Genomic DNA, 25,888 nt, shown 5'->3' on the forward strand with positions numbered 1-25,888 from the left:
AAAAAACATCACAAGTCTGAATACACCGTCTACATATCTCAGACCCGCTGAATGTTTCTCCCTGCAGAACTTGCATGCCACAGTGCATGATGATATGTTGCTGGGACCTCCGGGCAAGCCGTGCGCCCCCGTCAACCCACACCGCTTTCGAATCTATGCATGTCACTCACCGCCTCCCGATGAAGTCGTCCGCGCTGAAGAAACTCACCGCGGCGGTCGCAAGTGCGCTGGTCCTGACGTCCGCGGCCCACGCGGCGGGCCTCGGCAAGCTCACGGTGTTGTCCGCGCTCGGCCAACCGCTGCGCGCCGAGATCGAATTGACGGCGGTGTCCGGCGAGGAGGCGTCCGGCCTGTCGGCCAAGCTCGCGTCGCCCGAGGCATTCAAGGCCGCGAACATCGATTTCAATCCGGCCCTGCTGTCGCTGCGCTTTACCGTCGAGCAGCGCGGCGGCCGCCAGTTCATCCGCGTCAGCTCCACGCAGCCGCTGAACGAGCCGTTCGTCGACATGCTGCTGGAACTGTCGTGGAATAACGGCCGCCTCGTGCGCGAATACACGTTCCTGCTCGACCCTGCCGAGCTGCGCGCCACGCAATCGGCCCAGGTCGCGCCGAGCGAGACCCGCGCCGCGCCGGCCGCCCGTCCGCAGGCCGCCGCACCGTCGACCATGGACACGGCACGCGCACAGGAACCGGACCGCATTGCCGGCCACCCGCCGCGCCGCAGCGAGCGCGCGGCCGCGGAGGGTGACGAGAGCGCAGCGTCGAAATACCGCGTCAAGCCGGGCGACAACCTGGGCCGTATCGCCGCCCAGGTCAAGCCCGTCGACGTGTCGCTCGACATGATGCTCGTCGCGCTGTACCGCGCGAACCCGGATGCATTCATCGGCAACAACATGAACCGGCTGAAGTCCGGCCGCATCCTGACCGTGCCCGCAGGCGACGCCGTGCGCGGCGCGGATGCCGCCGAGGCGCATGGCGTCGTCGTCGCCCACGCGGCCGACTTCAACGCCTACCGCAACAAGCTGGCGGGCCAGGTCGGCGCGTCCGAACCTGCCAAGGCCCCGGAAGCGGGGCAGGGCGCGGCCGGCAAGATCACCGCGAAGGTCGAGGAACGCCCGACCGCCGCCAACGAAGCCCAGGACAAGCTGCGCCTGTCCAAGGCCGCGCCGGCCAAGCCGGCCGGCAAGAGCACGACGATGAGCGCCGAGGACCGCATCGCCAAGGAGAAGGAACTGGCCGATGCGCAGTCGCGCGTGCGCGAACTCGAACGCAACGTGAGCGATCTCGAGAAGCTGGCCACGGTCAAGAACAAGGCCGGCGCCGAGGCGGCGAAGAACGCGTCCGCACCGCCTGCCGCGCCAGCCGCGCAACCGCAGGCGCCGACGGCCGCTGCGACGCACGCCCCGGCGGCACCGACGAAACTGCCGACCATCAAGCCTGCCGTCAAGCCGGCCGCAGCGCCGCCGGAACCGGGCCTGATGGACTTCATCATGAACAACCTGCCGCTCGTCGGCGGGGCCGCGGCCGCACTGCTGCTGGGTGGCCTGCTCGTCGCCCAGCGCCGCAAGAAGCTGGTCGTCAAGACGGTGGCCGAGCCTTCGGTCCTCGGCGTGCCGACCGAACCGGCGCACTCGATGTTCGCCGAGACGGGCGGGCAGAGCGTCGACACGAACAACAGCGTCTTCAATTCCAGCTTCGCGCCGTCCGCCAGCCAGCTCGACACGAACGAAGTCGATCCGGTCGCGGAAGCCGACGTGTACATCGCCTATGGCCGCGATGCGCAGGCCGAGGAAATCCTGAAGGAAGCCTTGCGCACGCATCCGGAGCGCGCGCCCGTGCGCCTGAAGCTGCTCGAGATCTACGCGGCCCGCAAGGACCTGCGCGCGTTCGAGACGCAGGCGACCGAGCTGTATGCGACGACGCGCGGCCAGGGCGACGAATGGGCGCAGGCCGCCGCACTGGGCCTGTCGATCGACCCCATGAATCCGCTGTACGCGCACAGCGCCGCGCCGGCCGTCCCGGTGCACAGCACCGAGGAACTGGGCCAGCAGGCCATGCTGTCGAAGGAACTGGACGACGACGCCTTCCGCGCGTCCGCCGCGCACGAGGCCGATCCGTTCGCCACGCAGCCGGCCGCCGCGATGGACTTCGGCCAGCACTTCGCCGACGCCATGGCGACCGCGCAGCCGGCACCGGCACCCGTGACCAATGCGCCGTCGCCAACGCCGGTCCCGATGGAAGACGACCACGTGCTCGACTTCGACCTGGGCGGCCTGGCATTCGAGCCCGTCGAGGCGGCCCCCGCGCCGGCCCCCGCAGCGCAAGCCGCGCAAGCGAACGACGTGCCCGACTTCGACTTCGACATGAGCGCCTTCGAGAAACCCGCCGCGCCTGCACCTGCACCGGTCGAGCCGGTAGAGGCGGTGGAACCCGCTGTTGCGCTGGACAAGGCCGCACACGACCCGCTGGACTTCGCGTTCGACATGGATTTTGCCGCACCGGCGCCGAACCCCGTGCCGGAACTGGAAGCGCACACGGACCACGACCTGCTGGCGCCTACCGCCGTGCCTACAGCCGTGCCGCCCGCCGCTGCCGACATCGAGATGGCCAGCCTGGCCCGCGAATTCGATCTGCCAGACCTGCCGACGGAACTGCAGGCCAGCCTGCCCGCCGAGCCGGCAGCGTCGGCTGCGTCCGAGGCGAGGGACCCGCTGTTCGACCTCGACGCGATGGACTTCGGCCTGCCCGAGACGCCGCATGCGGAAAGCCCGGCGTCGATCCCGACGGCCGCGCTGGACGCCCACCTGTTCGACATCCCGGCCACGCCGGCGCCGGCGGAGGCAACGTTCGCCGAGCCGGACCGCATCGTCATCGAACCGGTGACCGAACCGGTGGTGCCGCAGTTCGACATGGGCGGCTTCGACCTCGACCTGCCGGCCGACGGCAGCCTGCCGCTGCCGGAAGTGCAGTCGCTGTCCGAGCCCGAGTTCGCCGCGCCGGCGGCCGATACCGCGCCTGCGGGCGCTCTGTCGCCCGCGCACATGGAGATGGAGACGAAGCTCGACCTGGCCATCGCCTACCAGGAAATCGGCGACAAGGAAGGGGCGCGCGAGCTGCTGGAGGAAGTCATCCGCGGCGGCAATCCGGAGCAGGCGGCACGGGCCAACTCGATGCGCGCGACGCTGGCGTGAGGTAACGGGTCTTTGGCACGCATCGCTTTGGGTGTCCAGTACGTGGGCACCGGCTGGAACGGATACCAGAAACAACCTTCGCGCGACACGGTCCAGGATCGGCTGGAGATCGCACTCGAGAAATTTGCCTGCACGCCGCTCGCGACGACATGCGCCGGCCGCACGGACGCCGGCGTCCACGCGATCGAGCAGGTCGTCCATTTCGATACGGACCTCGAACGCGCGCCGCAATCGTGGGTGCGCGGCACGAACGCCTTCCTGCCCGAATCCATCGTCGTGCGCTGGGCCCACGTCGTTGCACCGGACGCCGACGGGCAGGATTTCCACGCGCGCTTCTCGGCCCGCTCGCGCACCTATCACTACGTGCTGTACAACCATGCCAACCCGTCCGCGCTGCTGGCCGGGCGCGCCGGCTGGGTGTTCCGCCCGCTCGACGTCGAGCGCATGCGCGAGGCCGCCACGCATCTGATCGGCACGCACGATTTCACGAGCTTCCGCGCATCCGGCTGCCAGGCGAATTCGCCCGTCAAGCAGATGCACGAAGTGAAGATCGAACGGATGGGCGACATCATCGTGTTCACGGTGCGCGCCTCGGCGTTCCTGCACCACATGGTGCGCAACATCATGGGGTCGCTGATCTACGTGGGCACGGGGCGCAACGAGCCGGGCTGGATGGCCGAGGTGCTGGACGCGCGCTCGCGCGACGCGGCGGCGCCCACGTTCATGCCGGATGGGCTGTACCTTGCCGCGATCGACTACGATCCGAAGTGGGGATTGCCGCAGGAGCCAGCCGCTCCGCTGCCTTGGCTGTAAAATACTCGACTGACTACCTGCCGTAGGGTGGGCACCCCGTGCCCACGCGTAAGTTTGCGTCATGCCGGCTTTCGCGTGGGCGCAGGGGAGCCCAGCCTACGGCGGCCGATCCAGCACGTTCCATCGTCGAGCCATCATGCCCCGCACCCGAATCAAGATCTGCGGCATCACCCGCGAACAAGACCTACACGCCGCCATCGACGCCGGCGCCGACGCCCTCGGCTTCGTGTTCTATCCGAAGAGCCCGCGCTACGTCACCGCGGCGCGCTACGCCGAGCTGGCCCGTGAACTGCCGCCGTACGTGAACGCCGTCGCCCTGTTCGTCAACGCGACGGTGGACGAGGTGAGCGACGTCGTCGCGGCAGGGCCGGTATCGCTGTTGCAATTCCACGGCGACGAAACGCCCGAGGAGTGCGCCGCGCTGGCGGCCGCCGTGCAGCGGCCGTTCACGCGGGCGTATCGCGTAAAACCTGACACGACGGGCGCCGATTTGCTAGAATCGGAAGCTCAATACCGCGCCGCATCGCCCTGGTTCTCGGGTCTCCTGCTCGACACCTACGTCGATGCCTACGGCGGCGCAGGAAAGGTTTTCGATTGGTCTCTAATTCCAAAAGAGCTCGCGCCTCGGGTCGTTTTGAGTGGTGGCTTGAGCGTACACAACGTGACTGGCGCGGTGGCGCAAGTACGCCCCTTCGCGGTCGACATCAGTAGCGGTGTCGAGGCGTCGAAGGGAATCAAGGATGCCCGCAAGATTGCCGCGTTCATCGACGCGGCGCGGGCAGGCGATGCCACCCTTTTGAGCCAGGAACACCATGAAAGCCAATCAAGTTAGCGGCGCCCGGGCGCTGTTCAAGACCCCCGACTACCAACTGCCGGACACCACCGGCCACTTCGGCCCGTACGGCGGCTCGTTCGTCGCCGAGACGCTCAGCCACGCGCTGGCCGAGCTGAACGACGCGTACGCGCGCTACAGCCAGGACCCCGAGTTCCTCGAAGAATACCGCTACGAGCTGGCGCACTTCGTCGGCCGTCCTTCGCCCGTCTACCACGCCAAGCGCTGGTCCGAGCAAGGCGGCGGCGCGCAGATCTTCTTCAAGCGCGAAGACCTGAACCACACGGGCGCCCACAAGATCAACAACGTGATCGGCCAGGCGCTGCTCGCGAAACGCATGGGCAAGCCGCGCATCATCGCCGAGACGGGCGCAGGCCAGCACGGCGTCGCGACCGCGACGATCTGCGCCCGCTTCGGCCTCGAATGCGTGATCTATATGGGCAGCGAGGACGTCAAGCGCCAGGCGCAGAACGTCTACCGCATGAAGCTGCTGGGCGCGACGGTCGTCCCGGTGGAATCGGGCTCGAAGACCCTGAAGGACGCGCTGAACGAAGCGATGCGCGACTGGGTCACGAACATCGAGAACACGTTCTACATCATCGGCACGGTCGCCGGTCCGCACCCGTATCCGATGATGGTGCGCGACTTCCAGTCCGTGATCGGCGAGGAATGCCGCGTGCAGATGCCGCAGATGACGGGCCGCCAGCCGGACTACGTCGTCGCCTGCATCGGCGGCGGCTCGAACGCGATGGGCATCTTTTATCCGTACATCGACGAGGCGGGCGTGAAGCTCGTGGGCGTCGAGGCGGCGGGCGAGGGCCTCGACTCCGGCAAGCACGCGGCGTCGCTGACGGCGGGCTTTCCCGGCGTCCTGCACGGCAACCGCACGTATCTGCTGCAGGACGAGCACGGACAGATCATCGAGACGCATTCCGTGTCGGCCGGCCTCGATTATCCGGGCGTCGGTCCGGAACACGCGTGGTTGAAGGACAGCCAGCGCGCGCAATACGTGTCGATCACGGACGACGAGGCGCTGGCCGCCTTCCACGACTGCTGCCGCATCGAGGGCATCATCCCGGCGCTGGAATCGTCGCACGCGATCGCCTACGCCGCCAAGCTGGCGCCCACGCTGCCGAAGGACCAGATCATCCTGGTGAACCTGTCGGGCCGCGGCGACAAGGACATGCACACCGTGGCGCAACGGGCGGGACTCAACTTCGGCTGAGCCCCATTCAACCTTTGCCAACCACAGAACAAGGAATCAGAGCATGTCCCGTATCGCACAAACCTTCGCCGCCCTGAAAGAGCAGGGCAAGACCGGCCTCGTCACCTTCATCACCGCCGGCGACCCTGCGCCGGAACTGACCGTCCCGCTGCTGCACGCCCTCGTCGCAGGCGGCGCCGACGTCCTCGAACTGGGCGTGCCGTTCTCGGACCCGATGGCGGAAGGCCCCGTCATCCAGCGTGCCTGCGAACGCGCGCTGACGTTCGGCGTCAGCATGACCGACGTGTTCGCGCAGATCGCGGAATTCCGCAAGACGAACGAGCACACGCCCGTCGTCCTGATGGGTTACGCGAACCCGATCGAGCGCATGGGCCAGAGCGAATTCGTCCGCCGCGCCAAGGCGGCCGGTGCCGACGGCGCCATCGTCGTCGACTATCCGCCGGAAGAATGCGAAGCGTTCGCCGCCGAGATGAAGGCGAACGGCCTCGACCTGATCTTCCTGCTCGCGCCAACGTCCACGGTCGAGCGCGTGAAGCAGGTGGCGCGCCATGGCAGCGGCTTCTCGTACTACGTGTCGCTGAAGGGCGTGACGGGCGCGGGCGGCATCGACACGGCCGACGTCGCGAAGCGCGTCGCCGCGATCCGCGAGCACGTCAAGCTGCCGATCGGCGTGGGCTTCGGCATCCGCGACGCCGCGACCGCCAAGTCGGTGGCGGCCGTGGCGGATGCGGTCGTGATCGGCAGCCGAATCATCCAGGAGCTGGAAAACACGCCGAAGGAGCAGGGGCCGGCGGCCGTGCGCGCCTTCGTCGCCGGGATCCGGGAAGCGCTGGACGCGCGCTAAAATTCGGGGTCAGAGCACAAATTCGGGGTCAGAGCGCTTTTCTTGGCAATTTACCGGCGACCAATCAAGTTGGTCCTGCCAGAGCGAGCACGACACGCGCCGCGGCAGGAACAATGGATCGGAGTCCTCTTTTTGCTGCCGAAGGAAATTCGCTCTGACCCCGAATCGTAGTGAAACGATGCTCTGACCCCGAATTTCGCCAAGCACAAGATTGCCTAAAAAGCAAGTTATTAACGGCAAGAATTCGACAATCTGTATTCGAGCGATTACACTACGCCCAATTCCAGAATTGCCGCAAAGGAGAGAACATGAGTTGGTTGGAAAAGCTGCTGCCCCCCCGGATCCAGCGCTCCGATGCCGCCAAACGCCAGACGATGCCCGAGGGCCTGTGGGTCAAGTGCCCGTCGTGCGAGTCGGTCCTGTATCGCTCCGACCTCGAGTCGAACCTGCATGTTTGCCCGAAGTGCAGCCACCACATGCGCATCCGCGCCCGCGACCGCCTCGACGCGCTGCTCGATGAAGGCGGCCGCTACGAGATCGGCCAGGACGTGCTGCCGGTCGACACCCTCAAGTTCAAAGACAGCAAGAAATATCCTGACCGTCTGAAAGACGCGATGGAAGCCACCGGCGAGACCGATTCCCTCGTCGTGCAGGGCGGTTCGATCATGAGCCTGCCGGTCGTCGTCGCGTGCTTCGCCTACGAATTCATGGCGGGCACGATGGGCTCCGTCCTCGGCGAGCGCTTTGCCCGTGGCGCCCAGGTGGCGCTCGAGCAGAAGGTGCCGTTCATCTGCATTACCGCCAGCGGCGGCGCGCGCATGCAGGAAGGCCTGCTGTCGCTGATGCAGATGGCCAAGACCACCGCCATGCTGACCAAGCTGTCCGAGAAAAAACTGCCGTTCATCAGCATCCTGACCGACCCGACGACGGGCGGCGTGTCGGCCTCGTTCGCGTTCATGGGCGACGTCGTCATCGCCGAACCGAAGGCGCTGATCGGTTTCGCCGGCCCGCGCGTCATCGAGAACACGGTGCGCGAAAAGCTGCCGGAAGGCTTCCAGCGTTCCGAGTTCCTGGTGCAGAAAGGCGCCATCGACATGATCGTCGACCGCCGCAAGATGCGCGAGGAACTCGCGCACCTGCTCGCGCTGCTGCAAAGCCAGCCGGCCGACGTCATCGCCTGATCGTTCATCACGAACGGCCGGCTTCCGCTTTGCGGCGCCGGCCGTTCGCATTTTGAAGCCTCCCATGCCCAATCTCCCGACCACCTTGCCCGACTGGCTGGCGCTGCTCGAGTCGCGCCACGCCGAAACCCACATCGACATGGGACTGGACCGCGTCCGCACCGTCAAGGAGCGCATGGGCCTGGCCTTTTCCTGCCCCGTGATCATGGTCGCCGGCACCAACGGCAAAGGCTCCACGTGCGCCATGCTGGAAGCGATGCTGCTGCAGAGCGGCTACAAGGTCGGCCTGTACATCAAGCCGCACTTCCTCGACTTCAACGAGCGCGCCCGCATCAACGGCGAGATGGCCAGCGACGCCTCTCTGATCGCGGCGTTCGATGAAGTGGAGGCGCGCCGCGGCGACATCGACCTCACGTATTTCGAATTCACGACGCTCGCCATCATGCACCTGCTGGCTACGTCCGGCGTCGACGTGGCGATCCTCGAGGTGGGCCTCGGCGGCCGCCTGGATGCCGTCAACGTGATCGATGCCGACGTGTCCATCGTCACGAGCATCGACATCGACCACAAGGATTATCTGGGCGATACGCGCGAGGAGATCGGCTTCGAGAAGGCCGGCATCTTCCGCCCCGGCAAGCCGGCGATCTGCAGCGACCCGCAGCCGCCGCAATCGCTGATCGACCACGCGGAAAACATCGGCGCCGACCTGTGGCTGCTGGGTCGCGACTTCAACTACCAGGGCGACAAGCAGCAGTGGGCCTACGGCGGCCGCAACCAGCGCCGCAATTCGCTCGCGTATCCGGCGCTGCGCGGCGCCAACCAGCTGCTGAACGCATCGGCCGCGCTCGCTGCACTGGAAGCGTTGCGCAACGTGTTGCCGGTGGGGGCGCAGGATGCGCGCACGGGCCTCGCGCTCGTCGAGCTGCCGGGCCGCTTCCAGGTGCTGCCGGGCCGCCCGACGACGATCCTCGACGTCGCGCACAACCCGCACGCGGCGGCGACGCTCGCGCAGAACCTGTCGAACATGGGGTTCCACCGCTTCACGTACGCCGTGTTCGGCATCATGCAGGACAAGGACATCGATGCCGTCGTCGCGCACATGGCGCCCAACATCGACCACTGGTGCGTGGCGGCGCTGCCGTCGCCCCGCTCGGCCGACCCGGCCGCGCTGGCCGCGAAGCTCGATGCGTTGAGGCCGGCGGGCGCGAAAGACGACGAATTCTCCGTCAAAACGTTCGCGAATCCGGCCGAAGCATTCGCAGATGCAACAAGCAGGGCCGGACAGGATGATAGAATAGTGGTCTTTGGTTCGTTCTACACCGTAGCAGGCGTGATGGCGGCCCGTAAATCCTCTCTTCATTGACGTGACACCGCATGGGTTTGTTCTCCCGTAAAAGCAAGCAGGACCGCCTCGCCGAGGACAGTGGCCGCTTCTACAGCAAGGACGACGACGCCGCGATCGGCGAACGCGCCCGCGCCAAGCGCGCCAGCAACGCCGGTGGCGGCGCGACCCGCCGTCCCGGCAACGACCCCATGCTCCCCGAAAAGAAGCGGGCCCGCCGCCGCCTCGTCGGCGCCATCGCGCTGGCGCTCGCGGCCGCCGTCGGCCTGCCGATGCTGCTCGATTCCGAACCCAAGCCGATCGCCGGCGACATCGCCATCCAGATCCCCGCGAAGGACAAGGCCGCGCCGCTGCCCGTGCCCGCTGCCGAGAAGGCTGTATCCGCCGCGGACAGCGTCGACAAGGGCGAGGAAGTGATCGATGCGGCGACGGCCGCCAAGGCCCCGGCCGCCAAGCCGGACGCGGTGACCGCGCCGAAGGTCGAGCACAAGCCCGAACCTGCGAAGCCCGAGCCCGCCAAGCCCGAACACAAGGAAACGCCTAAGCCCGAGCACAAGGACGCACCCAAGGCCGAGCACAAGGAAGCGAAGCCCGAGCCGCGCCCAGCGGAAAAAGACAAGGCCCCCGTCAAGCCGAAAGCGGACGAGAAGCCCGCGAAGCCGCATGACGACACGGCGCGCGCGCTGGCGATCCTGGAAGGCAAGCAGGCCGAGAAGGCCGCCGAGAAGGAGCGCTCTGCCGAGTCCGGTCCGCAGAAATACGTGCTGCAGGTCGCGGCCATGTCGAGCGCGGAAAAGGCGGCCGAAGTGCAGGCCAAGCTGCGCGAAGCGGGCATTTCGTCGTACACGCAGAAGACGACGACGCCGTCCGGCGAACTGATCCGGGTGCGGGTCGGCCCCCTGAACAAGGAAGACGCCGAAAAAGTCCGCGCCAAACTGGGCCGCCTGGGCATGTCCGGCGCCATGACACCGGTCTGACGCCTGCCTGCCCGATGCCGACCATGAACGTAGAAGCCGCGCCGTGACGATTTTCGACTACGTGGTGTTGTTCATTCTGGTCGCGTCGGTTGTCATCAGCACCATGCGCGGCCTCGTCAAGGAAATCCTGTCGCTGGCCGGCTGGGTGGCGGCCTTCATCGTCGCCAACGCCTTCGGTGCGAAGCTCGCGCCCATGCTACCATCCGTGATTCCGGGTGAAGCCTTGCGGCTGATCGTTGCCTTCATTGCATTGTTCCTCGGTGTGCGCGTGCTGATGGGCCTGTTGGCCCTCGCGATCAGCGCACTGATCGAGGCCTCCGGACTGAGCCTGGCCGACCGCGGCCTCGGCGGCCTGTTCGGATTGGGGCGGGGCATTGTAATCGTGCTGGCCGGCGTCATATTGTGCGGGATGACATCCATTCCCCAGCAGGCTTTCTGGAAAGACGCGCTGCTCTCGCCCTTGGCGGAAACCGGAGCGCGCACGGTCAAGCCTTTCTTGCCCGCTGCCTTCGCGCAGCACGTACAGTTTTGAACATCTCTTCACGGTATTAGGAGCACACCATGTGTGGCATCGTCGGCGTCGTCTCGCAAGCCCCCGTCAACCAGCTGTTATATGATGCTTTGCTGCTGTTGCAGCATCGCGGTCAGGATGCGGCGGGCATTGCAACCAATCACAGCAGCATGTTCTCGATGTACAAGGCCAACGGCCTCGTGCGTGACGTCTTCCGCACGCGCAACATGCGTTCGCTGCAGGGCAATTCCGGCATCGGCCACTGCCGCTACCCGACGGCCGGCTCGTCCAGCGAAGAGGAAGCGCAGCCGTTCTACGTGAACGCCCCGTTCGGCATTACCCTGGCGCACAACGGCAACCTCACGAACCAGGAACAGCTGAAGGAAGAACTGTTCCGCAACGACCGCCGCCACGTCAACACGAACTCCGATTCGGAAGTGCTGCTGAACGTGCTCGCGCACGAGATCGCGCAGGCCGCCGACGGCTTCACGCTCGCGCCGGACGCCGTGTTCAAGGCCGTCGCCCAAGTGCACCGCCGCGTGCGCGGCGCGTATGCCGTCATCGCCCAGATCGCCGGCCACGGCCTGCTCGCGTTCCGCGATCCGTTCGGCATCCGTCCGCTGTGCCTCGGCATCAACGAGACGGAGAACGGCCCCGAATACCTGCTGGCCAGCGAGTCCGTCGCGCTGGAAGGCCTGGGCTTCCGCTTCGTGCGCGACATCGCGCCGGGCGAAGCCGTCTGGGTCGACGCCGACAGCCAGCTGCACACGCGCCAGTGCGCCGAGAACCCGTCGCTGAACCCGTGCGCGTTCGAATACGTGTACCTCGCCCGTCCTGACTCCGTGATCGACGGCGCCTCCGTGTACGCGACGCGCCTGCGCATGGGCGAATACCTGGCCGAGAAGATCCGCAAGGAGATCCCGGTCGAAGAGATCGACGTCGTGATGCCGATTCCCGATTCGTCGCGTCCGGCCGCCATCCAGCTCGCGCTGAAGCTGGGTGTGGAATACCGCGAAGGCTTCATCAAGAACCGCTACATCGGCCGTACGTTCATCATGCCTGGCCAGACGATGCGCCGCAAATCCGTGCGCCAGAAGCTGAATGCGATCGCGTCGGAATTCAAGGACAAGAACGTGCTGCTCGTCGACGACTCCATCGTGCGCGGCACGACGAGCCGCGAGATCGTGCAGATGGCGCGCGAATCGGGCGCCCGCAAGGTCTTCTTCGCGTCGGCCGCGCCGCCGGTGCTGTACCCGAACGTGTACGGCATCGACATGCCGACGCGCGACGAGCTGATTGCGCACGGCCGCACCGTCGAGGAAGTGTGCCGCGAGATCACCGCCGACCGCCTCGTCTACCAGGACCTCGATGCCCTGCGCAAGTCGATCTCGGACGTGAACCCGGCGCTGACGAACGTGGAAGCATCGTGCTTCGACGGCGTCTATATCACGGGCGACATCTCGCCAGCGTATCTCGACCAGCTCGAGAACGTGCGCCACAAATCGTCCGGCAAGTCGTCGGATGACCTCGTGCGGACGCAGCTGAATTTGAATCCGCCCGTCGCGGCGGAATAAGCTGGAGTTTGACGCTCGCTTCGCCTTCACGTAGGGTGGGCACGCTGTGCCCACGCAGACGCCGGCACCCAGCGAGCGTTCGCGTGGGCTCGGGGAGCCCACCCTACATAGTTATGGCCCATCATTGAATGATCATGAGCGACAAACCATCCTACGGCTTTACCACCACCATCCTGCACAACGACCGTCGCAAGCCGATCGAGCATTATTCGCTGCACAAGCCGGTCCACACGTCGGTCGCCTTCGGCTACACGGACGCGCGCCAGCTGGCGTCCGTCTTCCAGGGCAAGGAACCGGGCTTCCGCTACGGCCGCCAGGGTAACCCGACCGTCTCCGCGCTGGAAGACAAGATCACCAAGATGGAAGACGGCGTCGCCACGCTGTGCTTTGCGACGGGCATGGCCGCGATCGGCGCGCTCGCGCAGGCGCTGCTGCGCGCGGGCGATCACGTCGTATCGTCGTCGTTCCTGTTCGGGAATACCAACAGCCTGTGGAACACGGTGGCGTCGCAGGGCACCGAGGTGTCGTTCGTGGACGCGACCGGCGTCGCCAACGTGGAAGCCGCACTGAAGCCGACCACGCGCATGGTGTTCGTCGAGACGATCGCGAATCCGCGCACGCAGATCGCCGACCTGGCGCGCATCGGTGAACTGTGCCGCGCGCGCGGCATCCTGTACGTCGTCGACAACACGATGACGACGCCTTACCTGTTCCGCCCGAAGATCGTCGGCGCGGGCCTCGTCGTGAACGCGCTGACGAAGTCGATCGGCGGCCACGGCATGGCGCTGGGCGGCGCGCTGACGGACACGGGTGTCTTCGACTGGAGCACCTACCCGAACATCGCCGACAACTTCCGCCGCCAGCCGCCGGCGGCGCAGGGCATGGCCCAGCTGCGCGCAAAAGGGCTGCGCGACTTCGGCGCGTCGCTGGCGCCGGAAGCAGCGCACCACATCGCCGTCGGCGCGGAGACGCTCGCGCTGCGCATGGAACGCACATGCGCCAACGCGCTCGCGCTGGCGCAGATGCTGGAAGCGGACGAGCGCGTCGCCGCCGTCCACTACCCGGGCCTGCCGTCGCACCCGCAGCACCAGCTGGCGTCCGAGCAGTTCCGTGCGTACGGCTCGCTGTTCAGCTTCGAGCTGAAAGAGGGCATCGATTGCTTCGACTACCTGAACCGCCTGAGGGTCGGCATCCCGGCCAGCAACCTGGGCGACACGCGCACGCTCGTGATCCCCGTCGCGCACACGATCTTCTTCGAGATGGGGCCGGAGCGCCGCGCCAGCATGGGCATCGCGGAATCGCTGATCCGCGTGTCGGTGGGCATCGAAGACACGGCCGACCTGCTGGCCGACTTCGGCAACGCGCTGTCGTAAAGCTGCTGTCGTAAAACCCCGTAAAGCCGGGGAGGGCGGCAGGCCGTCCCCGTTGAGTGCCCGCGGCGCAGCGGTTATGATCGTCGTGTTGCCATCTCTCTATTCTAGGACCGCATGCCCATGAAGACTGTCCTGTTGTGCGCCGCACTGCTGTGCGGCGCGAGCGCACTCGCCGCGGAGCCCGCCGCCAAATCCCAGGCAAAGGCCGGCGCCGCGAAAGGGGCCGCCGCCGCGCCGTCCGCCAATGCCGCCGCCGAACTCGCCGAAGCGGACGCGCTGTTCGCCAAGAAGGCGTATCCGGACGCCCTGCAGAAGTACACGAAGCTGGCGAACGCCGGCAACGTGATGGCCCAGCAGCACCTGGGCGAAATGTATTTCTATGGCGAGGCCGGTGCCATCGACATGGACAAGGCCGCGCAATGGTTCCAGAAGGCCGCCGCGAAGGGCAATTCCGTCGCCATCGCGTCGCTGGAGCTGATGAAGCAGCGCGAGGCGCGCCGCGCCGACCTCGACTACTGGATCGCGAAGTACGACGGGTCCGACCTGCGCACGACCGAATACCGCTGCCCGGCGCCGCGCTTCCCCGCGATGTCGAAGGTCAACGAGGAAATCGATTATTACAGCGGCAAGATGAAGGACTGGGAGGCTTGCCACAACCGCTGGGTGAAACACCTGAACGCGTCGCTGCCGCTGACCAAGCGCATCCCGGACGACATCGCCAAGCTGCTCACGAAGGACGAGTCCGACAAGGCTGCGGCGCACCTGAAAGACGTGGGCGACCGCCTTGCGGAAGATACGAAGGTGGCCGGCAAGCTTGTCATCGCGGATTTCGACGCGTGGCGCGCGGGTACCGAGGCGTACGTCAAGGAACACAACGAGATGGTCAAGAACGCGCCGCCGCGCGATCCGGACGATAAGTGACGCGGCGGGCGGGCAGCTAGCGCGGGCACGTCGTGTTCATGGGAGGGCTGCCGTTTGCCGGATACGTGCGGCAGAACGAGCCCACCGGCGTGACGATGCGGTATACGCGCATGTTGCCGTCGGCCGCCGTCGTGATCTCTTCGACGTGTGCAGACCGGAACCAACTGCCGCCTGCCGCGTGAGCGGCGTCGAACCGGCGGTCGAGCTCCTCCTGCGTGCGCGAGCGGAAGCGTTGGGTCGCACCGGGTGCATGGTTAAGTTCGCGTGCGATCACGGCCGCGTCGCGCGCGGCGGCCGCAACGATGTCCTCGCGGGCGGGACGAGGCGTCTCCATCGGTGCTGCAGACGCGGGTTCGGGCCGAGGTGCCGCGGGCGTTTCCGTTGGCGTCACCGGGAGCACCGGGTTGACGGTAAGCCTGGACTGCGGCGGTCGCGCAGATAATGTCCGCGCCGGGTGTCGCACTGGCTGCACTGCGCCAGGCGCGGGCGGTGGGGCGGCGGCGGGCACCGCCACGCGTGGCCCGGGCCTGGCGAGCGTCAGTCTGAGCTGCGCAGCATCGTAGTCGGGTGAAGGCGACCGGGGAACGGGCCACGGATGGGCCAGGCCCAACCACAGCAGATGCGCCGCCGCAGACACCGATATGGCAATTGCCAGCCTTCCCTGCGGGCGCGCGACGCCCGCTGCCAGCGCGGGCGCGCGGGGTGGATGAATGTCAGGATGGTGCGGCAAACGGCTCCTCGATGGTCACGGCGCCGCAGTCCGGCGCATCGGGATTCTAACGAAAAAGCCGCGTTGTTTAATCACCAAAACTCTCCTGAAACGACAAGGCCCGCATCACGCGGGCCTGCGCATCGCCATGATGGCGAAAGAGTAAAGGTGTCGAAAACTCAGTGCCAGGACCGCAACAAGCCGACCGCCAGCCCTTCCAGCGCAAACTCGTCGGCACCCGGATCGACGGTGATGACGGAAAAGTCCGGATTTTCCGGCAGCAGTTCGATCGTGGCCCCCGTCTTGCGGTAACGCTTGACCGTCACTTCGTCGCCGATGCGGGCGACGACGATCTGGCCGTTCTTGGCGCTGTCGACTTTCTTGACCGCGAGGAAGTCGCCGTCGCAGATGCCTGCGTCGCGCATCGACCAGCCACGGACTTTCAGCAGGAAGTCGGGCTTGCTCGAGAACATCGCCGGATCGACGGAGTAGGTCGCTTCGACGTGTTCCTGGGCGAGGATGGGCGAACCGGCAGCCACGCGGCCGACGAGCGGCAGCGACATCAGGTTCGGCGGGATGGCCGGCACGAAGGACGGGATGGCCGACTTCGACTCCGGTGCGGACTGGCCGACGAGGCGGATGCCGCGCGACGTGCCCGGGGAGATTTCGATCGCGCCTTTACGGGCCAGTGCCTGCAGGTGTTCCTCGGCCGCGTTGGCCGAGCGGAAGCCAAGCTCCTGGGCGATTTCGGCGCGAGTCGGCGGGAAGCCCGTGTTGTCGATGGCTTCCTTGATCAGGTTGAGAATCTGTTCTTGCCGTGCGGTGAGCTTTAGCATGTTCGTCTTGGTTGCGGTGCGGGATGAGACTGTATTTTTGTACAGTATTGCGCCGCGCGCAAGGGGATTTCAAAGTTTTTTTCGCGGTGCGGCACGCAGCGCGCGTCCCGAGCCTTTCGCGCTGCGGCACGCAGCGCGACAAAGGTGGTGCACTTGACGTTTTTACGGTTATAATGTCGGGCTTCCCTTCCCACACTCGTCTTGACGCCGAGGTGGGCATTTGTTTAAACGTCCTTAAGGAGTGTTTCATGCGTCATTATGAAATCGTGTTTATCGTCCACCCGGACCAGAGCGAGCAGGTCCCGGCGATGATCGAACGCTACAAGACCACGGTCACCTCGCGCGGCGGCAACATCCACCGCGTCGAAGATTGGGGCCGTCGTCAAATGGCTTACCAGATCCAGAAGCTGCCGAAGGCACACTACATCTGCTTGAACATCGAGTGCGACAACGAGACCCTGGTCGAGCTGGAAACCGCATTCAAATTCAATGATGCCGTGCTGCGTCACCTGACCGTGAAGATGAAGAAAGCTGAAACCGCACCGTCGCCGATGATGAAGTCGGTCCAGCGCGAAGACGCAGCCAAGAGCCACCGCGCCGAGCAGGCCGCCGCTCCGGCCGCTGCAGCCTAAATCTCTCGCGGGAGCACCGAGCAGTAAGTGAACGAGCTGTCGCTGGTCGCAAGCATTCTGGAACGCGACACCTTGCGCTACACACCGGCCGGCATCCCCATCGTGGGCGGCGTCCTGCAACACGGATCGACGCAGACGGAAGCGAGGATGGACAGGCAGGTCGATTTCGAGATTCCCGCGGTTGCCGCGGGCGAGATTTCGGGACGATTTGCCAACGCCGAGTTGGGCGCGATGTACCGCTTCACGGGATTCCTGGCCAGGAAAAGCCGTCACAGCAAAAGCTTGGTGTTTCACATCATTGATTTCAGTGCCGCATAAGCAGTAAGAAACTGCGAAGTTGCGGGCACGTTTATAGATAGATACAGGAGCCTCAAAATGGCATTCGGTAAAAAGTTCGACAAAAACAAAGCTAAGCTCAAAGAGAAGCGTAAACAGCAGAACCCGCTGTTCAAGCGCAAGAAATTCTGCCGCTTCACCGCTGCAGGCGTGGAACAGGTTGACTACAAAGACGTCGACACCCTGAAGGATTTCGTCCAGGAAAACGGCAAGATCATGCCGGCACGCCTGACCGGCACCAAGGCTCACTACCAGCGTCAAGTGGACACCGCCATCAAGCGCGCCCGTTACCTGGCTCTGCTGCCGTACACCGACCTGCACAACGCTTAATCGTCGGTCGCGACATCAAAGCATAGTCAGATTACTGGAGAATAAAATGCAAGTTATCCTGCTGGAAAAAGTCGTCAACGTCGGCAACCTGGGCGACGTCGTCAAGGTCAAGGACGGTTACGCACGTAACTTCCTGATCCCGCAAAAAATGGCCCGCCGCGCAACGCAAGCTGCCGTGGCCGAGTTCGAAGTCAAGCGCGCCGAACTGGAAAAAGCAGCTGCCGAGAAGCTGGCCGCCGCTCAAGCCCAAGGCGACAAGCTGAACGGCATGACCGTCACCATCGCTCAGAAAGCAGGCGTCGACGGCCGTCTGTTCGGTTCCGTGACCAACTTCGACATCGCCGAAGCCCTGACCAAGCAAGGTTTCGCCGTCGAGAAGGCACAAGTGCGCATGCCGACCGGTCCGCTGAAGACCACGGGCGAGCACCCGGTGTCGGTCGCTCTGCACACCGACGTCGTGGTGGAAATCACCATCGCTGTCGTGGGCGAAGCTGCCTAAGAAACGTTCTGTTGCCAGAATGAGAAAAGCCGGGGACGCCCCGGCTTTTTTATTTTTGGAAACTCACCAATGATTTCAGCGCCTGATCGGATACGGGTATAATGCCGGCCATGAACACCCCAGCAGACCCGCAGATCGAGTCGCTCCGCATCCCCCCGCATTCCATCGAAGCAGAACAGTCCGTCATCGGCGGCCTTCTGCGCGACAATGCGGCGTGGGACCGCATTGCCGACTTCATGCACGCGGAGGATTTTTACCGCTACGACCACCGGATCATCTTCGAACAGATGGTCCGCCTGATCAATGCCGGCAAGCCTGCCGACGTGATCACCGTGTACGAGGCGCTCGTCCAGCTCGGCAAGGCCGAGGACGTGGGCGGCCTCCAGTACCTGAATGCGATGGCGCAGAATACGCCATCCGCTGCCAACATCCGCCGTTATGCCGAGATCGTGCGCGATCGCGGCGTGCTGCGCCAGCTCATCACCGTTGCCGACGAAGTCTCCGGCAAGGCATTCAATCCGCAAGGCGCCGAAGTCAAGCAGATCCTCGACGAGGCCGAATCGCGCATCTTCGCGATCGCCGAGCAGGGCGCCCGCGGCGCGCAAGGCTGGCTGCCCGTGCAGCCACTGCTGACCCAGGTGGTCGAGCGCGTCGACGAGCTGTACAGCCGCGACAACCAGGGCGAGATCACGGGCGTCCCGACGGGCTTCATCGACCTCGACAAGATGACGTCCGGCCTGCAGCCGGGCGACCTCGTCATCGTCGCAGGCCGTCCGTCGATGGGCAAGACGGCCTTCTCCGTCAACATCGGCGAGAGCGTGGCCGTCGACGCCGGCCTGCCGGTCGCGATCTTCTCGATGGAGATGGGCGGCGTGCAGCTGGCGATGCGTATGCTCGGCTCCATCGGCCAGCTCGACCAGCACCGCCTGCGTACCGGCAAGCTGTTGGACGAGGACTGGCCGCGCCTGACGCATGCGATCCAGAAGATGAACGACGCGCAGATCTTCATCGACGAGACGCCCGCTTTGAACCCGATCGAGATGCGCGCGCGCGCGCGCCGCCTGGCGCGCCAGTGCGGCAAGCTCGGTCTGATCATCGTCGACTACCTGCAACTGATGCAGGGTTCCAAGCCGGGCGACAACCGGGCGTCCGAGATCTCGGAGATCTCGCGAAGCCTGAAGGGCCTGGCGAAGGAACTGGGGTGCCCCGTGATCGCGCTGTCCCAGCTGAACCGCTCACTGGAACAGCGCCCGAACAAGCGCCCCGTGATGTCCGACCTGCGCGAATCGGGCGCTATCGAACAGGATGCGGACGTGATCATCTTCCTGTATCGTGACGAAGTTTACAACCCGGACTCGCCCGACAAAGGTACCGCCGAAATCATTATCGGCAAACAGCGTAACGGCCCGATCGGCGCCATTCGCGTGACCTGGATGGGCATGTACACCAAGTTCGGCAATTACAGCGGCAACCTCGGTATTTACCAGGGCGATTAAGCCGATAGCAGTCAAGGATCGCGGCGCCCGCTCCATGAGGACGGGCGCCGCGACTTTCGAGAAGTCCCAAGAGAATTACCCAACGGAGAACCTATGTTTGGACGCCTGATGCCCACGGAGGGCAAATTTTTCGACCTGTTCAACCAGCACGCCGCGTTGTGCGTGAAGGGTGCACAAGAGATGGTCGGCCTGATGACCAACTTCGACGACCTGGAAAACCGCACGCACGCCGTGGAGAGCATCGAAAAACAGGCGGACAAGGTCACCTATGCGTGCGTCGACCTGCTGCACAAGACGTTCATCACGCCGCTCGACCGCGACGACATCCACAAGCTGATCACCCGCATGGACGACATCCTCGACATGATGGAAGACGCCGCGCAGACCATTTCGCTGTACGACCTGCACGCCGTCACGCCGGAAGCGAAGCGGCTGGCCGAGCTGTGCCTCGCGTGCTGCGAAAAGGTCCAGCAGGCCGTCGGCATGCTGCACAACATGGATAACGCCCAGAAGATGGTCGCCATCTGCGAAGAGATCGACCGCCTGGAATCGGACGCCGACCACGTGATGCGTGCCGCGATGTCGAAACTGTTCCGCGACGAACCGGACGTGCGCAACCTGATCAAGATGAAGGCCATCTACGAGATCCTCGAGACCGTGACCGACCGCTGCGAAGACGTTGCCAACATCATCGAAGGCATCATCGTCGAAAACGCGTAACGACCGGAACAACAAGAACAAATGGACTCTCTTCACATCAGCATTTACGTGCTGGGCCTGCTCATCTTTTTAGCGCTGGTCTTCGACTTCATGAACGGCTTCCACGACGCCGCCAACGCGATCGCGACGGTGGTGTCGACCGGCGTCCTGCGTCCGCAGACCGCGGTCGCGATGTCCGCGATGTTCAACTTCGTCGCCATCTTCACCGTCGGCCTGCACGTGGCGTCGACGGTGGGCAAGGGCACCGTCGATCCGCACATCGTCGACCACTACGTCGTGTTCGGCGCGCTCGTCGGCGCCATCATCTGGAACGTGATCACCTGGTACTACGGCATCCCGTCGTCGTCGTCGCATGCGCTGATCGGCGGCCTGGTGGGCGCCGCGGTCGCCAAGAGCGGCACCGGCGCGCTGGTCGGTGGCGGCCTGCTCAAGACCGTGCAGTGGATCATCCTGTCGCCGCTGCTGGGCTTCATCCTGGGCTCGCTCGTGATGCTGGCCGTGTCGTGGATCTTCGTGCGCACTCCGCCGCGCAAGGTCGACACGTGGTTCCGCCGCCTGCAGCTGTTCTCGGCCGCGGCCTACAGCCTGGGCCACGGCGGCAACGACGCGCAGAAGACCATCGGCATCATCTGGATGCTCTTGATCGTGGCCGGCGTGTCGAAGGCCGGCGACGCGGCGCCGCCGCTGTGGGTCATCATTTCCTGCTACACGGCGATCTCGATGGGCACCCTGTTCGGCGGCTGGCGCATCGTGCGCACGATGGGTCAGAAGATCACGAAGCTCAAGCCCGTCGGCGGCTTCTGCGCGGAATCGGGCGGCGCCATCACGCTGTTCATCGCAAGCGCGATCGGCGTGCCGGTGTCGACGACGCACACGATCACGGGCGCCATCGTCGGCGTCGGCTCGGCGCAGAAGGCATCGGCCGTGCGCTGGGGCGTGGCCGGCAACATCGTGTGGGCCTGGGTCTTCACGATTCCCGCGTCGGCGTTCATGGCCGCGATCGCGTGGTGGGTCGGTACCCACATCCTGTAAGCGCACCGCGCAGCATCCCGAAGGCAGCCATCCGGCTGCCTTTTTTTCGGTGCGCCAGGCATGGCGCGCAGCGCCGTGACTGGCGCTATCCGACCCGCTGTGGTGGCGTGTCGGATGACTTGGAGGTGAAAGTCATCCGCACACCCGGCAAGGGGAAGTGCTAGCTGAACGGCAAGGGTGTCCGTCGTAAGGCGGAATCTGAAGGAAGCCGCAGGCAAAATGCTGGCCTGACGAACAGGAAGCGGATAACAGGCGGCGTAGCGGGGTGAGGTGGCCGATATCACTAAAGCCCTATACTTGCACGGAACGCTACGACGTAAATCCGACAGGCATAAGCAGGAAGGTCGCGCGAATTACCCTGGGAGACCCGCCAATCTGCCATGTGCTACTGGCACCGCAAGGTGCCGGGATGGATTGACGGGAGTCAGCAGAGGCCATAGTAGCCGCTCGGAACCGGAGTGGCGAAGGGCTGAACCTGACATGAGCGGACAGTCACGCGTGATCTCTGAGCGGGCAGGGCAGCAAGTCTCCGGATGGAGAGCCGACAGCAAAAGGTGGGGCCGGAAGTCCCGCGCATATGATGGCGGTGTCAGCAGACCGACAGGCGACACGACGCACGAAACCAAGCTCGCTGGGGCAACCCGGTTGTCAGGAAACGCCGGATACGTGATCCGTACGTCCGGTGTTGTGGGAGGACGGCGGAGGCGACTCCCCCTCCTACCCGATTCCGCCGCGGGTTCGGGGTCAGAGCACATCATTCCGAAAATTCGGGGTCAGAGCATTTGTGCCATGGCTGTGTGGAAGCGACAGTTTTCCGTTGCCGAGGGAATCTTCGCGATTTGAGCGCGGCTATGTCGACGGAAATGCCTTTGCGTTCTTTCTTGTGAAAGTGCTCTGACCCCGAATTTCCGATTTCTTTTGCTCTGACCCCGAATTTGCGCTCGCGCCACAGTGCACGGTTTCCTTTTCATTTTTACTAACGTCCGTAGTAATATTACAGCCGATCGCCGGCCAGCGTTGCCGTCCGGGTCACGCCCGTCGGTCAGAATAAGAACGAAGAGGGGACAATATGAAATCGAAAAGTAGTTTGACTTCATGGCGAGGCGTCGTCACAGCCGCCTGCGCCGGCCTGCTGCTGGCCGGTTGCGGTGCCGGCGACACGGCGCAGCCGGGCGCGCCATCGGGCAACCGGATGCTGGCGCTCGCCACCTCGGCAGCCGCCACGCCCGTCGCGCCGGGCAGCATCCGCATGCACTTCCACCGCGTCCAGAACGATGCGGCGCAGTGGGGCGTGTATTCGTGGGACGGCCCGCAGAAACCCAGCTCCGCCTGGATCACCGATCGCTTTATGTTCGCCAGCAGCGACGGCTTCGGCGGCTACGTCGACATCCCGCTCGCTGCCGGCAAGAGCGCAATCTGGTTCCTCGTCACGGACGGCAGCGGCACGAAGAACTGCGGCGCCGACCAGCACGCGGACTTGAACGCCGACGTCGCGACGAAAGGGCAGGAGGTCTGGATGCTGGAGGGCGACTGCACCGTCTACGCGAACCAGCCCGCGCTCAGCTACGGCAACCTGGCGCTCGCCAAGGCGCACTGGCTGTCCGCGACGACGCTGGCATGGCCGGGCGCGGATGCGAACGGCACCTACAAACTGTTCTACGCCGCGAACGGCGGCCTCGCGCCGACGCCGGGCGGCGCCATCGGCCTGTCCGGCGCGGAAAGCGCGTTCGAGCTGACGGTGGCCGCGCTGCCGGACGCGCTCCGTCAGAAGTACCCGCACCTGGCCGGCGCCACGGGCCTGCGGCTGCTTGACGCCGACGCGGCCAAGGTCGCGGCGATGGTCAGCGGCCAGTTCGCCATCGCCCAGTACGACGGCGGCGGCAACCTCGTGCAGGTGACGTCGCTGCAGACGGCCGGCCTGCTGGACGACCTGTATGCGGCAAAAGCCGCGCAGGCGCAGCTGGGCGTGTCGTTCGACCGCGCCGGCCGCGCGACGTTCCGCGTGTGGGCGCCGACGGCGAAATCCGTCGCGCTGAACCTGTACGCGACCGCCAACGCGGCGACGCCGGCGACGGTCCCGCTGACGCGCGACGCGGCCAGCGGCGTGTGGAGCACCACGGCCAACGACCCGACGCTCGCGAACCGCGCCTACTACACATACACGGTGCAGGTGCTGTCGCGCTGGGCGGACAACAAGATCGTGACGAACACGGTGACGGATCCGTATTCCGTGAGCCTGTCCGCCAACAGCGCCCGCAGCTTCGCCGCGAACCTCGACAGCGTGCAGATGAAGCCCGCCGGCTGGGACGACCAGCGCATCCCGAAGCTCGACGCGCCCACCGACATCGCGCTGTACGAACTGCACATCCGCGACTTTTCCGCCTCCGACACGACCGTGCCCGCCGCCCACCGCGGCAAATACCTGGCGTTCACGGACGGCGACTCGCACGGCATGCGCCACCTGAAATCGCTGCAGAAGGTAGGCATGACGCACGTGCACCTGCTGCCCAGCTTCGACTTCGCCAGCGTCAACGAGAAGGGCTGCGTGACGCCGTCCATTCCGGATGCCGCCGCCGATTCGACGGCGCAGCAGGCCGCGGTTGCCGCCGTGGCGGATACGGACTGCTTCAACTGGGGCTATGACCCGGTCCACTACGATGCGCCGGAAGGCAGTTACGCGACGGATGCCGACGACGGCGCCGTGCGCGTGCGCGAGTTCCGCGCGATGGTGCAGGCGCTGCACGAAGCGGGCCTGCGCGTGACGATGGACGTCGTGTACAACCACACGAGCCAGTCGCAGCAAGGGCCGCTGTCCGTCCTCGACCGCATCGTGCCGACGTATTACTACCGCCTGGGCAGCGATGGCCACATCCTGAACGACAGCTGCTGCGCCGACACCGCGCAGGAAAACGCCATGATGGGCAAGCTGATGATCGACTCCGTGTCGCTGTGGGCCCGCCAGTACAAGGTCGACAGCTTCCGCTTCGACATCATGGGCTTCACGCCGCTGGACCTGCTGAAGCGCCTGCAGGCAAGCGTGAACCAGGCCGCCGGCCGCGACATCTACCTGTATGGCGAAGCGTGGAACTTCGGTTCCGTCGCCAACGACGCACGCTTCGTGCAGGCGCGCCAGGCGAATATGGCGGGCACGGGCATCGGTTCGTTCAACGACCGCATCCGCGATGCCGTGCGCGGCGGCGGCTGCTGCGACGGTGGCCAGTGGCTCGTCAGCCAGCAGGGCTTCATCAACGGCGTCTACCTCGACCCGAATTCGCAATCGACGCAGACCCGCGACGACGCGCTGCGCCTCGCGGACCTCGTGCGCGTGGCGCTGTCCGGCACGTTGCGCGACTACCGCTTCACGGACCGCTTCGGCAGCCTGCGCACGAACGCGCAGATCGATTACTTCGGCCAGCAGGCCGGCTTCGCGGCGAATCCGGCCGAGACGATCAACTACGTCGAGGCGCACGACAACCAGACGCTGTTCGACGTGAACGCGTACAAGCTGCCGCAAGGGACGTCGCTGTCCGATCGCGTGCGCGTGCAGACGCTGGGTGCCGCCGTCAACCTGCTGGCGCAGGGCGTGCCGTTCTTCCATGCGGGCCAGGAGATCCTGCGTTCGAAATCGCTCGACCGCGACAGCTACAACGCAGGCGACTGGTTCAACAAGCTGGATTACAGCTACGCGTCCAACAACTTCGGCGTGGGCCTGCCGATGGCCGGGTCGAACCAGGACAACTGGTGGCTCATGTCGCCCATTCTGACCAACCCGCTGGTCAAGCCCGATACGCGCGCGATCCTGGCGGCGAAGGGCGCGTTCGAGGACTTCCTCGCGATCCGCTCCGACACCACGCTGTTCCGCCTGCGCACGGCGCAGGACGTGATCGACCGCCTGAAGTTCTACAACGTGGGCCCCGACCAGGTGCCGGGCATCGTCGCGCTCTCGATCGACGGCACGCGCTATCCGGGCGCAAAGTACAAGGCCGTCGTCGTCGTGTTCAACGTCGACAAGGTGCAAAAGACGATCGCGATCCCGGAACTGAAGGGCCGCAAGCTGCAGCTGCACCGCGCCCAGCGCAACGGCAGCGACGACGTCGTGAGGGCGTCCGCCTTCGATCCGGCCGGCGGCACGTTCGCGATCCCGGCCCGCACGGCGGCCGTGTTCGTCCAGAACGCCAACGACTGACCGCGGCGCGGACGGGGCATGAAAAAAGGGCCGGGCGCGCAAACGCCCGGCCCTTGTCGCGTCGGGCGTGCGTCAGTGGCCGGCGCCGGCCCAGTTGTTGGTGCCGTTATTGTTGTTGCGGTCGTTCTCGAGGGCCTGCTTGTCGACGATCGTCACGTTGTCCCCTGCGCCTTTCGACGCCTTGCGCGGGATGAGAGTCCCGGTCGGGGTATAGCTGGCGTCGAGGTATTTGTCGGCCGGCTGCTGCGATTGCGTGGCGTCGGCCGCGCAGCCGGACAGCAGGGCGATGGCGGCCGCGGCCAGCGCGGACGGGACGATGCGGTTCATT

The 25,888-nt window shown here is 65.5% G+C and carries 23 protein-coding genes; 20 read left to right on the top strand and 3 right to left on the bottom strand.

Annotation, left to right across the window (positions count from 1 at the left end; translation table 11 throughout):
• The first annotated feature begins 155 nt into the window (after nucleotides 1–155).
• The 12 genes from HAV22_RS19680 to HAV22_RS19735 all read left to right on the top strand — a co-directional run bounded on the left by HAV22_RS19680 (nucleotide 156) and on the right by HAV22_RS19735 (nucleotide 14,784).
• Nucleotides 156–3,191 carry a motility hub landmark protein FimV gene (locus tag HAV22_RS19680; RefSeq protein WP_166861466.1) on the top strand — a complete coding sequence of 1,012 codons (3,036 nt, stop codon included), beginning with the start codon at nucleotides 156–158 and terminating at the stop codon, nucleotides 3,189–3,191.
• Nucleotides 3,192–3,203: 12 nt separating this feature from the next.
• On the top strand, nucleotides 3,204–4,004 hold the full coding sequence (truA, locus tag HAV22_RS19685) for a tRNA pseudouridine(38-40) synthase TruA (RefSeq protein ID WP_166861467.1): 801 nt from the start codon (nucleotides 3,204–3,206) through the stop codon (nucleotides 4,002–4,004).
• Nucleotides 4,005–4,140: 136 nt separating this feature from the next.
• Nucleotides 4,141–4,836: a phosphoribosylanthranilate isomerase gene (locus HAV22_RS19690; RefSeq protein WP_166861468.1), complete on the top strand. Its 696-nt coding sequence runs from the start codon at nucleotides 4,141–4,143 to the stop codon at nucleotides 4,834–4,836.
• Nucleotides 4,817–6,061 carry a tryptophan synthase subunit beta gene (gene trpB, locus HAV22_RS19695; RefSeq protein WP_166861469.1) on the top strand — a complete coding sequence of 415 codons (1,245 nt, stop codon included), beginning with the start codon at nucleotides 4,817–4,819 and terminating at the stop codon, nucleotides 6,059–6,061. The genes HAV22_RS19690 and trpB overlap by 20 nt, the downstream gene beginning before the upstream one ends.
• Nucleotides 6,062–6,104: 43 nt before the next feature.
• Nucleotides 6,105–6,905 carry a tryptophan synthase subunit alpha gene (gene trpA / locus HAV22_RS19700; protein WP_166861470.1) on the top strand — a complete coding sequence of 267 codons (801 nt, stop codon included), beginning with the start codon at nucleotides 6,105–6,107 and terminating at the stop codon, nucleotides 6,903–6,905.
• A 308-nt stretch (nucleotides 6,906–7,213) separates the two neighbouring features.
• Nucleotides 7,214–8,086 carry an acetyl-CoA carboxylase, carboxyltransferase subunit beta gene (accD, locus tag HAV22_RS19705; RefSeq protein WP_166861471.1) on the top strand — a complete coding sequence of 291 codons (873 nt, stop codon included), beginning with the start codon at nucleotides 7,214–7,216 and terminating at the stop codon, nucleotides 8,084–8,086.
• A gap of 64 nt (nucleotides 8,087–8,150) precedes the next feature.
• On the top strand, nucleotides 8,151–9,449 hold the full coding sequence (folC, locus tag HAV22_RS19710; protein WP_166861472.1) for a bifunctional tetrahydrofolate synthase/dihydrofolate synthase: 1,299 nt from the start codon (nucleotides 8,151–8,153) through the stop codon (nucleotides 9,447–9,449).
• A gap of 11 nt (nucleotides 9,450–9,460) precedes the next feature.
• The gene (locus tag HAV22_RS19715) at nucleotides 9,461–10,405 is read left to right on the top strand and encodes an SPOR domain-containing protein (RefSeq protein ID WP_166861473.1); all 945 of its coding nucleotides are present in this window, start codon (nucleotides 9,461–9,463) and stop codon (nucleotides 10,403–10,405) included.
• Nucleotides 10,406–10,448: 43 nt separating this feature from the next.
• Nucleotides 10,449–10,937: a CvpA family protein gene (locus HAV22_RS19720; RefSeq protein WP_166861474.1), complete on the top strand. Its 489-nt coding sequence runs from the start codon at nucleotides 10,449–10,451 to the stop codon at nucleotides 10,935–10,937.
• Nucleotides 10,938–10,966: 29 nt separating this feature from the next.
• Nucleotides 10,967–12,490, top strand: a complete 1,524-nt coding sequence (purF, locus tag HAV22_RS19725; protein ID WP_166861475.1) for an amidophosphoribosyltransferase — start codon at nucleotides 10,967–10,969, stop codon at nucleotides 12,488–12,490.
• Nucleotides 12,491–12,624: 134 nt separating this feature from the next.
• A complete protein-coding gene (locus HAV22_RS19730; RefSeq protein ID WP_166861476.1) occupies nucleotides 12,625–13,863 on the top strand; it encodes a cystathionine gamma-synthase family protein in 1,239 nt (412 codons plus the stop codon).
• Nucleotides 13,864–13,983: 120 nt separating this feature from the next.
• A complete protein-coding gene (locus HAV22_RS19735) occupies nucleotides 13,984–14,784 on the top strand; it encodes a tetratricopeptide repeat protein (RefSeq protein WP_208296283.1) in 801 nt (266 codons plus the stop codon).
• Nucleotides 14,785–14,800: 16 nt separating this feature from the next.
• Here the strand turns inward: HAV22_RS19735 and HAV22_RS19740 are convergent, their stop codons facing one another.
• Nucleotides 14,801–15,118, bottom strand: a complete 318-nt coding sequence (locus HAV22_RS19740; RefSeq protein WP_166861477.1) for a hypothetical protein — start codon at nucleotides 15,116–15,118, stop codon at nucleotides 14,801–14,803.
• 554 nt (nucleotides 15,119–15,672) lie between these two features.
• Nucleotides 15,673–16,329 carry a transcriptional repressor LexA gene (gene lexA, locus HAV22_RS19745; protein WP_166861478.1) on the bottom strand — a complete coding sequence of 219 codons (657 nt, stop codon included), beginning with the start codon at nucleotides 16,327–16,329 and terminating at the stop codon, nucleotides 15,673–15,675.
• 248 nt (nucleotides 16,330–16,577) lie between these two features.
• On the opposite strand from lexA, the gene rpsF reads away from it, so the two are divergent.
• From rpsF to pulA, 8 genes are all read left to right on the top strand, one after another.
• A complete protein-coding gene (gene rpsF / locus HAV22_RS19750; RefSeq protein ID WP_105378247.1) occupies nucleotides 16,578–16,961 on the top strand; it encodes a 30S ribosomal protein S6 in 384 nt (127 codons plus the stop codon).
• A gap of 27 nt (nucleotides 16,962–16,988) precedes the next feature.
• Nucleotides 16,989–17,279: a primosomal replication protein N gene (gene priB / locus HAV22_RS19755; protein ID WP_166861479.1), complete on the top strand. Its 291-nt coding sequence runs from the start codon at nucleotides 16,989–16,991 to the stop codon at nucleotides 17,277–17,279.
• Between the two features lie 57 nt (nucleotides 17,280–17,336).
• Nucleotides 17,337–17,627: a 30S ribosomal protein S18 gene (gene rpsR / locus HAV22_RS19760; protein ID WP_020656854.1), complete on the top strand. Its 291-nt coding sequence runs from the start codon at nucleotides 17,337–17,339 to the stop codon at nucleotides 17,625–17,627.
• Nucleotides 17,628–17,673: 46 nt separating this feature from the next.
• Nucleotides 17,674–18,126 carry a 50S ribosomal protein L9 gene (gene rplI, locus HAV22_RS19765; RefSeq protein ID WP_091656281.1) on the top strand — a complete coding sequence of 151 codons (453 nt, stop codon included), beginning with the start codon at nucleotides 17,674–17,676 and terminating at the stop codon, nucleotides 18,124–18,126.
• A 110-nt stretch (nucleotides 18,127–18,236) separates the two neighbouring features.
• Nucleotides 18,237–19,622 (top strand): replicative DNA helicase, encoded by a 1,386-nt coding sequence (locus HAV22_RS19770; RefSeq protein ID WP_166861480.1) that lies wholly within the window; start codon nucleotides 18,237–18,239, stop codon nucleotides 19,620–19,622.
• A gap of 93 nt (nucleotides 19,623–19,715) precedes the next feature.
• On the top strand, nucleotides 19,716–20,342 hold the full coding sequence (locus HAV22_RS19775) for a DUF47 domain-containing protein (protein ID WP_056440441.1): 627 nt from the start codon (nucleotides 19,716–19,718) through the stop codon (nucleotides 20,340–20,342).
• 21 nt (nucleotides 20,343–20,363) lie between these two features.
• Nucleotides 20,364–21,374, top strand: coding sequence for an inorganic phosphate transporter (locus HAV22_RS19780; protein ID WP_166861481.1), 1,011 nt, complete (start codon nucleotides 20,364–20,366; stop codon nucleotides 21,372–21,374).
• Nucleotides 21,375–22,461: 1,087 nt separating this feature from the next.
• Complete coding sequence (pulA, locus tag HAV22_RS19785; protein WP_229421324.1) at nucleotides 22,462–25,560, top strand: pullulanase-type alpha-1,6-glucosidase; 3,099 nt, start codon at nucleotides 22,462–22,464, stop codon at nucleotides 25,558–25,560.
• Between the two features lie 72 nt (nucleotides 25,561–25,632).
• Here the strand turns inward: pulA and HAV22_RS19790 are convergent, their stop codons facing one another.
• The gene (locus HAV22_RS19790) at nucleotides 25,633–25,887 is read right to left on the bottom strand and encodes a hypothetical protein (RefSeq protein WP_166861483.1); all 255 of its coding nucleotides are present in this window, start codon (nucleotides 25,885–25,887) and stop codon (nucleotides 25,633–25,635) included.
• Nucleotide 25,888: the final 1 nt, after the last annotated feature.

Source organism: Telluria antibiotica (genome assembly GCF_011682055.1).
GTDB lineage: Bacteria > Pseudomonadota > Gammaproteobacteria > Burkholderiales > Burkholderiaceae_D > Telluria > Telluria antibiotica.